The 10,935-nt window shown below is 43.8% G+C and carries 8 protein-coding genes and 1 pseudogene; 3 read left to right on the top strand and 6 right to left on the bottom strand.

The features are described 5' to 3' along the window. The 3 genes and pseudogenes from A3EU_RS34175 to hemL form a co-directional block, all read right to left on the bottom strand. Positions 1–1,040: pseudogene (locus A3EU_RS34175) on the bottom strand (hypothetical protein); the annotation flags it as partial. A gap of 199 nt (positions 1,041–1,239) precedes the next feature. Continuing rightward, positions 1,240–1,716 (bottom strand): AsnC family protein, encoded by a 477-nt coding sequence (locus A3EU_RS0105760; RefSeq protein ID WP_020535183.1) that lies wholly within the window; start codon positions 1,714–1,716, stop codon positions 1,240–1,242. A 413-nt stretch (positions 1,717–2,129) separates the two neighbouring features. Then, positions 2,130–3,440 carry a glutamate-1-semialdehyde 2,1-aminomutase gene (hemL, locus tag A3EU_RS0105755; protein ID WP_020535182.1) on the bottom strand — a complete coding sequence of 437 codons (1,311 nt, stop codon included), beginning with the start codon at positions 3,438–3,440 and terminating at the stop codon, positions 2,130–2,132. A 412-nt stretch (positions 3,441–3,852) separates the two neighbouring features. Between hemL and A3EU_RS0105750 the strand changes: the two genes are divergently transcribed. The 3 genes from A3EU_RS0105750 to A3EU_RS32550 all read left to right on the top strand — a co-directional run bounded on the left by A3EU_RS0105750 (position 3,853) and on the right by A3EU_RS32550 (position 6,600). Further along, on the top strand, positions 3,853–4,179 hold the full coding sequence (locus A3EU_RS0105750; RefSeq protein WP_020535181.1) for an ArsR/SmtB family transcription factor: 327 nt from the start codon (positions 3,853–3,855) through the stop codon (positions 4,177–4,179). Positions 4,180–4,234: 55 nt separating this feature from the next. Further along, a complete protein-coding gene (gene arsM, locus A3EU_RS0105745) occupies positions 4,235–5,104 on the top strand; it encodes an arsenite methyltransferase (RefSeq protein WP_020535180.1) in 870 nt (289 codons plus the stop codon). A gap of 170 nt (positions 5,105–5,274) precedes the next feature. Further along, positions 5,275–6,600, top strand: a complete 1,326-nt coding sequence (locus tag A3EU_RS32550) for a sensor histidine kinase (RefSeq protein WP_020535179.1) — start codon at positions 5,275–5,277, stop codon at positions 6,598–6,600. A 29-nt stretch (positions 6,601–6,629) separates the two neighbouring features. On the opposite strand, the gene A3EU_RS0105735 is transcribed toward A3EU_RS32550, so the two are convergent. From A3EU_RS0105735 to A3EU_RS0105720, 3 genes are all read right to left on the bottom strand, one after another. Next, positions 6,630–7,376: an EI24 domain-containing protein gene (locus tag A3EU_RS0105735; RefSeq protein WP_020535178.1), complete on the bottom strand. Its 747-nt coding sequence runs from the start codon at positions 7,374–7,376 to the stop codon at positions 6,630–6,632. A gap of 280 nt (positions 7,377–7,656) precedes the next feature. Then, positions 7,657–8,955: an amidohydrolase gene (locus A3EU_RS0105730; RefSeq protein WP_020535177.1), complete on the bottom strand. Its 1,299-nt coding sequence runs from the start codon at positions 8,953–8,955 to the stop codon at positions 7,657–7,659. A gap of 659 nt (positions 8,956–9,614) precedes the next feature. Beyond that, entirely contained in the window at positions 9,615–10,907 is a 1,293-nt protein-coding gene (locus A3EU_RS0105720; protein ID WP_020535175.1) for a hypothetical protein, read from the bottom strand. Positions 10,908–10,935: the final 28 nt, after the last annotated feature.

The raw sequence follows: 10,935 nt of genomic DNA, 5'->3' as shown, positions 1-10,935 counted from the left end.
AATTCACCCGTCGTACATGGATCACCATCATCACAAGGCATCACAGAAGTTGGGCCGCTGGCACAGTCGATTGGTACTCCACCACCACAGGGGATACAAACGGTACCGTCACAGTCGAGAACCGTTTCGAATTCACCCGTCGTACATGGATCACCATCATCACAAGGCATTACAGTCGTCGGGCCACCGCCACATCCGATAGGGACTCCACCGCCACAAGGGATACAAACGGTACCGTCACAGTCGAGGACCGTTTCAAATTCACCGGTGGTACATGGATCACCATCATCGCAAGGCATCACAGTCGTCGGGCCACCGCCACATCCGATAGGGACTCCACCGCCACAAGGGATACAGATAGAGCCGTCACAATCGAGGAACGTTGCGAACTCACCGGTGGTGCAAGGATCACCATCATCGCAAGGCATGACGGAAGTAGTTCCAGCCAAACAACCCGTACCTGAACACGTAACCAAGTCCGTCTGGATAGTTACGGTTACCGTATGCGCATAGGCAACATGTCCTGCAAGAATGGCATTCTGACCGTCTGTACACCCGGTATTATAAACGGGTACGACATCAGCACTAAAGTTTCCACCAAAATCGAAAGGATAGTCGTTACAGCTGTAAGTCGTATTATATGGAGCGCCACCAGGAGCAAAATTAGGTTCATCTACTATATTTGCAGTTGGGCAAGACCCACCTGTACCGTTATAGACACCACAACCATAATATATATTATAATAAACACGGGAATGGTCACATCCAGGCGGTATATTCGCTGTATAGCTTTGAATAGTTATATCTAAATTAATAGAAACAATGCGCTCGCAAGGACTAACACTGGATCCCAGGTCAAAATCATGGTGATAACCTTGGCTGTAGGGGCCGCCAAATGCTTTCCTATCTAACCCTATTGTCGCGTCTCCTTCGTTTTGGGTTAAAACTATTGTCCTTTGAGCAGCTACTAGCCCTGGTAGTACCAAGAAGCTAATAATTAATAATTTCCTCAAAAAACAAGATGGTAGAATTTTCGACATAAATTTTTTTTAAAGAATCAGTACTTCATTAATTTAATTATCAAATAATTAGCAGCGACTCCATAAAACGCACTAAAATAGGCGTGATGGCGTAGCTTTTCACCAAGCAAGGCTTGATAATTCTTATTTGACTATCATTTGCACGCCAGACCGTTCAATTATCTAAGGTGCCATTCATAAAAACAGGTATCTGGGGCCCCTAACCATCCTCCTCATCAAGAGGTGCTTCCGACAATTCCAAAGCCTTCATTACCAATGCTATTCGTTTATTACTAGAGGTTTTCACTTCAAAAGAAGCGTACATTCTCCGCAAGGAAGAACTGACACCTTCAACACTCAAGGATACCTGCCTGGCAATCTCCTTATTGCTAATGGACGGGTTTTCAACCATCAGTTTCAAAATCCCCCAAGAAGATGTCCCCAACTTAGCATTAATCGTTTGTTCAATCTTTGCTTTATCCAAGTCTGATCCGTTCTTTTTATCAGGCTTTACTTCCTCTGCATGTATCGCTATTCTTTTTTCCAGCTCAGCCACTTTATGTATCAGTTCTTTTTGTTTTTCTTTCGTCTGAAGAATTTTCTTCCTCAAGTATAGAAATACAGCAATAAGTGACAATCCTGTTATGACAAACAGAGACCAATACACGATAGTGATTCCGACAACTAACAGTTTCATATTTTACATGCAAGCGTAATAATTTCCGACAAGGGAAATGACCATTTAGTATTTCGCCCACGCAAGCCTAAGCGTAATATTATTCTTTAATCGCACACCGATACTATTTACCACTACATCAAGGCTACTACAGCAATTTATTGGTACATCAGCACTACATCAAAACTACTACAAACGGTGTAAAAGGTTAGATGATTAATGGTTAGATGGTTGTTGGAAAAGTAGATATGTGGTACACAAAAACGGCGGCACCCTAAAGGATACCGCCGCCTATTGTTATCGCGTGAGCAGTGCCAAATTATGATTTCAACGTACTAATCACACCACCTTATATGTCCTTATAATCCCTCATATGGTTCAAAAAAAACTTAAGTGCCTTTGGTGCCCCCCTCTTTTACTTTACATCAATCATCTTAACCACCAAATACCACATCCAGCGATGCACAGATATGAGCGCTGGCTTCCTCTAGGTCAGCTGCATTATGTGCACTACTCACAAAGCCCACCTCGTAACCAGAAGGACCAAGATAAACGCCTCGCTGTAGAAGTTCGTGATGAAGAACCTTGAATTTATTCATACTAGCCACCTCTATTTCACCAGCTGCACGAATCTCTTTACGGCTAAAGGCTACCCAGAAAATCGACCCTATATGAGGAATATTGACTTCGTAACCATGCTTATCGCAATGCGCTTGAATACCAGCCACAATTTTTTTCGTCTTGTTCGCCATTGTTTCATAAAAACCCTCGGCTAAGCACTGCTCTAGGGCGGCATAACCACCGGCCATAGCTACGGGGTTAGCGGATAGCGTTCCTGCTTGATAGACCGGCCCTTCGGGCGCAACATGTGACATAATCTCTGCACTGGCTGCGTAAGCACCCACCGGGAACCCACCACCAATAATCTTCCCAAAAGTCATAATATCTGGGCGTATCCCGTAATAACCGGCAGCACCTTCAAAACCTACCCGAAAACCGGAAATAACTTCATCGAAAATCAAAAGTACATTGTGCTTATAAGCCTTGAGTCGAAGACATTCGAGGAAATGCTGATTCTGTAGCAATAGACCATTATTGGCTGGTACTGGCTCTACGATGATACAGGCTATATCGTGCGCGTGTTCAGCCAATGTTTGCTCCAAAGCCACCTCATCGTTGAGAGGAAGTACCAGGGTTTCGCGTGCAAAAGAATCGGGAACACCAGCAGAAGTAGAAGTACCAAAAGTAGCCAACCCTGAACCCGCTTTAACCAGCAGGCTATCGACATGACCATGGTAACAGCCGTCAAACTTAATGACCTTGTTCTTGCCCGTCACCCCGCGAGCAAGGCGAATGGCCGACATGACGGCTTCGGTACCAGAGCTGACAAACCTGATTTTTTCGATATAGGAATGATTTTCCAAAATAAGTTGACCTAGCTGATTGCCCATGCGATTGGGGGTACCAAAAGAGGTGCCTTTGCTGAGTGTTTCTACGACAAATTCACGGATACGATCATTGTTGTGTCCATGAATGAGCGGCCCCCAAGAACAGCAAAAATCGAGAAAGGTATTACCGTCTTCATCCGTCATACGGCAGCCATCCCCCTCTCGGATAAACAACGGCGGCCCCGATACTGACTTAAAAGCCCGTACAGGTGAATTGACTCCTCCTGGAAAATATCGCTTTGCTTCTTCGAACAAGGCCGCTGAAGCGGTGCGGGTAATACGATTGGTAAACTCCATTCCTTTTATGATTTAATGCGCTAACATTTTTTGCTACCGCAAAGGTAAAGTTTTAAGGATAGGACTTACGAATATGGATTGTCAGGGTTTGATCAAAGATTTTCGGTTTTAAACCACCAAGGGCACCAAAGAGCAGACGATTTGAATCACCAAAGGCACGTAAGGTTTTTTTGAACCATATGAGGGATTATAAGGACATGTCAGGGGCTGGCTCAATAGGCTCAATTCACAAATTTAGCAGACTAAACCACATGAGGGATTGTTAGGCGCATGTCGACGGAGGGTCCAACCTCCGCCTAACAGAGAATTCAGTAGGTCAAATTCATAAATTTGACAGTTTTCTATATTTTTTTAGATGAAGTATTGACACAAGTAAACATTAATCGTATATTTGCGATATAAGATAAAATACATGGCAATTAACAAATCGAACATATTCCCAGAAGAGGTACAAGAGCTGGCAGCATTGGCTAAGGCACTAGGGCATCCGGCACGGATTGCGATACTACAAGCATTGGCTCAGAAGCAAAGTTGTATTTGTGGCGAGATTGTTGAAATACTTCCTTTGTCCCAGGCTACTGTTTCTCAACACCTGAAAGCGCTCAAAGAAGCAGGCTTGATCAAGGGCGAGGTAGAGGGTGTAAAATCCTGTTACTGTCTCAACTTGGAATACCTCGAAAAGATGAGTCCTCTTTTAAATCAATTCTTCAAAAATATTCTAACACCAGGCTGCTGCTAACTAAAGATGGCAATAACTTCACCATCTCTTAGCCAGTAAATTAACAACATTAATAATGGAAAACAAGCAAGAAACAACGGCCAGCTTACCACTCGCCGACACCAACTGCTGTGCCAGTGATTGCTGCACAGATGACAATACAAACAAATCAGCGACGGAACTCAAAGAGCTGGTTCAGGAAAAATATGGTGCTATTGCTCGCCGTGCTGCCGGTGGTGGCTGCTGTGGCGATCAGTCTATGGATTACAGTATCATGGCCGATGAGTATGACACACTAGGTGGCTATGCACCTGATGCAGACTTGAAATTGGGTTGCGGCCTCCCTACGGAGTTTGCAAAAATCAAGGCTGGAGATGTTGTAGTTGACTTGGGGTCGGGCGCAGGAAACGACTGTTTTGTGGCTCGTTCTGAAACGGGTGATAGCGGGCAAGTCATTGGTGTAGACTTCACAGACGACATGCTGATGAAAGCCCGTAAGAACACCCTCACCCTTGGATACAACAACGTATCTTTTGTCAAGGGAGACATTGAAGATATTCCACTTCCTGCCGAAACAGCAGATGTGGTGGTCAGCAACTGTGTTTTCAACCTTGTACCCAATAAAGCTAAAGCTTTTGCGGAAACGCATCGCATCCTCAAGACAGGTGGCCATTTCAGTATTTCTGACATTGTACTGGAAGGGAATTTGCCTCCAGCCCTCCAGAAAGACGCTGAAATGTATGCCGGCTGTGTAGCTGGTGCCATTCAGCACGAAGAATATCTTGGTTTGCTTCGCCAACAAGGCTTCCAAAACTTGCAGGTACAGAAGAGAAAGCCAATTGTATTGCCAGAAGAAGTGTTGGCTCAACATTTGAGTGCCAGTGAAATCGCTGCTTTTAGTAAAGAATTTGGCATCTACAGTATTACCGTTTACGGGGAAAAGTAGATTGTCTAAGAATGAACCTCTATTATCGTGACGAAGAGTCGCGATAAATCACTGTAGCCGATCTAGCTTTATTGTTAGATCGGCTATGTGTTTTTAGATATATATAAATCATGCATGACTTTTTCGTAATTTAACGTCTACAATAGACTATGAGGAAATATCAATAACAAGTGGACAAACCTACTGATGATCAATTGGGTACAGCACTTAAGCAACAATTAGCGCTCTTGCAAAAGAAAGAGCGTCACCTTACGATTATAAATAACTTTGCGACTTCTCTATTGCGACAAAATACAATTGAAGAGATTGTCTGGTCGATCACCACTAATGTAATTGCTAAACTTGGCTTCATTGATTGTGTTGTTTATTTACTTGATGAAAAACGGCAGGTACTTGTACAAAAAGCCGCGCATGGCTTGAAAAACCCGGAAGCACATGAAATTATTAATCGCTTGGAAATACCATTGGGTAGAGGAATAGTGGGTCATGTAGCGCGAAGCGGGAAATCTATTATTGTGCCGGACACCAGCAAGGATCATCGCTACATTTTTGACGATGCCTTGCGTTATTCCGAAATGGCCGTACCAATAAGCCTTGAAGGAAAAGTTATTGGCGTTATTGATTCTGAACACCCTGATAAAGATTTTTTCACCACCGATGATTTGTACTTGTTGGAAACCGTAGCAGCAATGTCTGCAAATCGAATTATCCACGCTCAAACCCAGGAGAAGCTCCATCAGTATCGGATAAAACTGGAAGAACTGGTGGATAGCCGTACCAGTAGGCTCCGAAGACTTGTTCTTGACCTCCGTCGCTCTAATAATGATTTGGAACAATACGCGCATGCCGCATCCCACGACCTAAAAGAGCCCATTCGTACCATTGCAAGTTTTTTGAGCCTCATCAAACGCAGGAAAGAACAACTTTCTGAAGAAGAGGCAGAAGAATACATCAACTTTGCCATTGATGGTGCCCGCAGAATGGAACAGCTACTTAATGGCCTATTGGTTTATGCCAAAATCGGGGATCACAACCAAGAAATAAAGGCGGTAGATTTAAACCAGACCTTACAAAGTGTAACGCAGAATCTTTCTGTAATCATTTCAGAAACCCAGTGTACTGTTTCCTATCCTAAACTGCCTGTCGTAGATGGTTTTGAAAGTTTGCTTGTCCAGTTTTTTCAAAACCTATTGGCTAATGCTATCAAATTTAGACGCTGTAATCATCCTCCAAGCATTAGTTTGAGCTTTGCAAAAATTGGCGACATGTATCATTTCAAGATGCAAGACAATGGTATCGGCATTGAACCTCAATACATTGCAAGCATATTCAAGCTATTCAGTCGCCTAAATAAAAAAGAGGAGTACGAAGGCAATGGCTTGGGCTTAAGCCTCTGCCAGCGGATTATAGAAAAACATGGCGGCGAAATCAGTGTAGCCTCCAAGGGCCTTGGCTATGGTTCTACTTTTAGTTTTTCTCTGCCTACAGCCCAATAGAGTTTCCTCGATAATTTTGAAGACAAGCACTAACTTTGCGGGCTACCTTCCAATTCTTCCAAGGTAACTACCGCACCAGCTGCAGTACCTAGCGGCAACGCAAACAGAAACCCGACTACCGTCATCAGTAATACCACAAAGACAATACCATTGCCGATGGCGAGAGTACGGTTTGTTTTCACAAAACGAACGCTCTCCCTGACGCCCATACGCCGCTCTAGTGTGTAATCGAAATTACCAAACCCCGCATAATAAGCTTGCACCAAGATGATCATTATCGGTACTAAGGGGCTAATAATCGGGACAATAATTCCTAAGATCAAAAGAAAAAGGGTGATAACAACCTCTCGAATGATATTGCGCAAAGCTATCCTTAACCCTCGTACAAGGTCACTCAACATCTTGGGTAGACTGAAACTTGTTTTTGGTAATTCCGGATACATTTTTTGCTCTAACCTTTCAGAGAGCAAACTCATAAATGGGGCAGCTATAGCCATTATGATATAGCGAAAAACAAGGAGCGTAAAAGCAACCAGGCTTACACCACCAGTTACAGTAGCAATTTTTTCGAAGGTTGCTTTTCCCCATTCAAAAGGATAAAAAGAAATCAACCAACCGCCTAAATCGTCACTGATCCCCCAAGCCGCCTGTAGTACAACGACCCCCAGAACCAGACTCAAAAGGACCGGAATCCAAAAATAGAGCCACAAGCCATGTTTGGCAATCAGCTGAAGTCCTTTCAGGTAAGATGTTACTCCTTTTAAAAAACTTTGCATGGTGAATTACTTAATAAGTGCGCAAAAAAATGGCGCTAGATAAAATCGTTTGGGATTGAATACCTAAGACGTGGCTTGGACTTCAGTCCGAGTAGGAAAATATTGCGATTGTGGCCGGACTGAAGTCCAGCCTACGCTTTTCCACCAAACGATTTCATATAGCTCCCAAAAATAAGGTTTTGGCTTGTTATCCCAAACGCTCAGCAAGGTGAAAAAGTAAGGCCATAAAAACAAATTGATCCGCCCAAAGGCCTTACTTTTTCGATAGAATCCCTACAACTTAATCATTCATCAATAACAAATAGTCGAGCGCAAAATTAGTATATAACTCAACGCCTAGCTGCAAGCCCGATTCATCAATATAAAAATCCGGTGTATGGTGAGGAGCAGCTTCAGCAGGGTCTTGACCAGCAGGCATACCGCCTAAAAAGACAAAAAGACCCGGAATTTCCTCCGCATAAAAAGAAAAATCTTCTGCACCAGTGCGCGCTCGTGTAAGCACAACATTATCCACACCAGCTACCGCCTGCATCGTTTTGCCCATTGCCCTCGTCAGCTCTGGGTCATTGTACGTAACGGGGTACCCTTTTTCAATTTCCACCTCCGCTGTTGCTCCTGATGCTTCTGCAATATGAGTGACTGTCCGACGTATGCGTTCGTGAATCTCGCGCTGCATTTCCGGGTCGAGGGTACGAATAGTACCAATCATTTCTACTTCTTCAGGAATAATATTGCTGCGCACTCCACCTGTGATCTTGCCAATACTGATGACTGCGGCTTCTTTTGTCAGTTCCGTCTGTCGGCTCACAATTGTTTGCAGCCCCAGGATAATTTGAGCAGAGACCGTTACAGGGTCAACGCCCGTCCAGGGAGTAGAACCGTGGGTTTGTTTTCCTTTTACCCTTATCACCAGCCGGTTCACTGCAGCGAGGGCACCGCCTGGTTTAAACCTCACCTCTCCGACCGGCGTTTTGGAGTTGATGTGTATCCCAAAAATAGCATCTACAGCAGGTTCTTTCAGTACGCCTTCTTTCACCATCAGCTCTGCGCCACCTTCCTCTCCCGGAGGAGCACCTTCTTCTGCTGGTTGAAAAATAAAAACGACCGTCCCTGGTACATCTGCTTTCATACCTGCTAGTATTTCAGCCGCGCCCATAAGCATCGCTACGTGGGTATCGTGCCCGCAAGCATGCATCACTCCGGTTTCTTGCCCTAAAAAGGTAGTCGTCACTTTACTGGCGAAGGGAATATCTACACGTTCGGTTACCGGAAGCCCATCCATATCGGCACGTAAGGCAACCGTTTTACCAGGCTTACCACCCCGAAGAATCCCTACCACACCCGTAAGGCCTACTTCCGTGCGAACTTCCATTCCTAGCGCCTGTAGATGTTTAGCAACCATCGCTGCTGTTTCAAACTCTCGGTTACTCAACTCGGGATGTTCGTGTAGATAGCGGCGCCATTCTATAACTTTGTCTTCCATTTGAGTGGCCTGCTCGTGTACGAATGCCTGAAATTCGCCCTGGCCAAACAGGGTAAGACCTATTAGGCATAAGCCAATGGCTAAAAGATTTTTCATACTAGTCGATATTTGTAGTTTGACAGAAATAAATCACAAAACCTCTCTCTGTCTATTAATGACAGACAAGTTAACAGCTTGCCGGGAGATTTCATTTGGTTTGAAACGAATATCCCTATAATTCAAGGAAAAGAATTAATGCGAATAAATGCTAAAAGATAGAGGCGTCTTTTTTACGCCGATCCAGCTCTTGTTNGATAATAGAGGCGACCAAGTGAATATTTCGGTAAACCGGAAATGTCCGTCGCAAATAAAAGTGGCCGCCAAGGGCCAGAAGTAGCGATACAGGTACCATCGCCAGAAATAGAAAACTTAGTAATCGGGCATGACAAGCAGCAGCAATAAAGGCCACCGCGATCCAAAAAGAAACACTAAAACCAACTAAAAACAATCGGTGCTGCCACAGACTGGCAATCTCTTTTTGTTCACTTACTTGTCGTAAAATAATACTTAACTCTTCTGTAGAATAGCTATTAGCCCCGAACTCCATAATGAGTGCCAGGTCGTCATTACCGTCTTTTTCCAGACGCTGCAAGAGTCGTTGTAGAAAAAAATCTTTCATCCCCAATTTAGTCGCGAGAAAAATTGTGAAATAAAATTAGGAAAATATACTTACTAAAGCAAGGATTAACAAAATATTAGGACGTATTAACCAGCTATTACTTAGGAAGATAAATAAAAGGGACACGATCAACTTTCTCCTGCTCTCCTTTTAAAGCCAAATGCCGAATTACGACTTGATGTTCTCCTGTTGACAATTCCAAGCCTGGAAAGAAATACTGCAGCCCCGGTTCTGAATCATGAGGATGGGTATATACCTTCATAATCACCTCTACTGGTTGGTCATCTATTTCTATAATGATCTGTTCTTTGAAACATGTTAAACGATAATTATAGCGAGCTAAACGAGCCGCTTTGCGATCATCAATCCCCGAAGGTTCCTTTTCTGAACACGCCAGAAAGATTTTCCTTTCCTCCCGTTCCGGGATCGGTAGAAAAAGGGTCAAATCGGCAGCAGAATGAATAACCATTGACGGAATCTGGGGGTTAATAAAAGCCAACTCCTGATCCGTTGATTCAGCAAGGTAATTGCTACTGTACAATCGGTCCGTACGTTGATCATAGCGAAAATAAACATCGTCCATCAAGGCCAAGATATGGGTACGCTCAAAGACACTACCAGAAATTATAGCGACACCAATCATAACAACCGTCATAAACTTCCAGTAGCGTTTGGTATCAAGATTGGTCCGGATAATAAAACTCAAGTAAGCATGTGGCCGAAAGAAAACGTTGGCAAAAACATAGCCAATTCCTATTGTCAACGGATAATGAATCTTTTGTACCCAAGCACGATTCTGCAAAGCCTTACTATTCAAAGCTGCATTAATAAAGGTGACCAGAGCAGCTATCCCCAGTAAAACCAACGATACCTTTAATCCTACTTCTTCGGTCGAAAACATGGCAGTTATCGTCCCCAACAACAACGCTAACCCAATAAGGCACCCAATGCCTATGAAAACCATCACCAACATAAGGGCAAATGCCAAAATAGAACTCCCTACCCTATCCAACTCTCCATTAAAGTCTTTAAAACTTGGAAATTGACGTAAGAGCTGATCCATAAAATGGGGCGTATAAGTGTCATTATCTCGGCGTATCTCCGGGTAAACACTCTCTAATCCAATAGAAGCAATCCAAATCGAACGCACAATAAAGTGCCCCAAAAAGCTCATACACAAAACGGCAACCGCTATAAAAAGATAAAAACCAAGAAAGTACGCGATATACATAAAACTGCCCGGAAGACTGAAATAAAACCAATCGATCAGGCTTCTCACGCCTTCAAACAGCTGAAAAGAACCGAAAATCGCCACCCCGGAAATTACCATCTCCGCCTGCCAACTTTCCATCGAGAGCCGCTCTAACCAAGACTGTTCTTTATCTTGCATCGTATTTTGTTTATTGTGCTCGCTTCGC

The organism is Lewinella cohaerens DSM 23179 (assembly GCF_000379805.1).
Lineage (GTDB): Bacteria > Bacteroidota > Bacteroidia > Chitinophagales > Saprospiraceae > Lewinella > Lewinella cohaerens.
The sequence above is the reverse complement of the archived record's forward strand: the minus strand, read 5'-3'. Positions and strand labels throughout refer to the sequence as shown.

Excerpts from the sequence above, each read along its gene's own strand:
- A3EU_RS0105735 (WP_020535178.1), bottom strand. The coding sequence starts at position 7,376 with ATGCAAAGTTTTTTAAAAGGAGTAACATCTTACCTGAAAGGACTTCAG.
- arsM (WP_020535180.1), top strand. The coding sequence starts at position 4,235 with ATGGAAAACAAGCAAGAAACAACGGCCAGCTTACCACTCGCCGACACC.
- A3EU_RS0105750 (WP_020535181.1), top strand. The coding sequence starts at position 3,853 with ATGGCAATTAACAAATCGAACATATTCCCAGAAGAGGTACAAGAGCTG.
- hemL (WP_020535182.1), bottom strand. The coding sequence starts at position 3,440 with ATGGAGTTTACCAATCGTATTACCCGCACCGCTTCAGCGGCCTTGTTC.
- A3EU_RS0105730 (WP_020535177.1), bottom strand. The coding sequence starts at position 8,955 with ATGAAAAATCTTTTAGCCATTGGCTTATGCCTAATAGGTCTTACCCTG.
- A3EU_RS0105720 (WP_020535175.1), bottom strand. The coding sequence starts at position 10,907 with ATGCAAGATAAAGAACAGTCTTGGTTAGAGCGGCTCTCGATGGAAAGT.
- A3EU_RS0105760 (WP_020535183.1), bottom strand. The coding sequence starts at position 1,716 with ATGAAACTGTTAGTTGTCGGAATCACTATCGTGTATTGGTCTCTGTTT.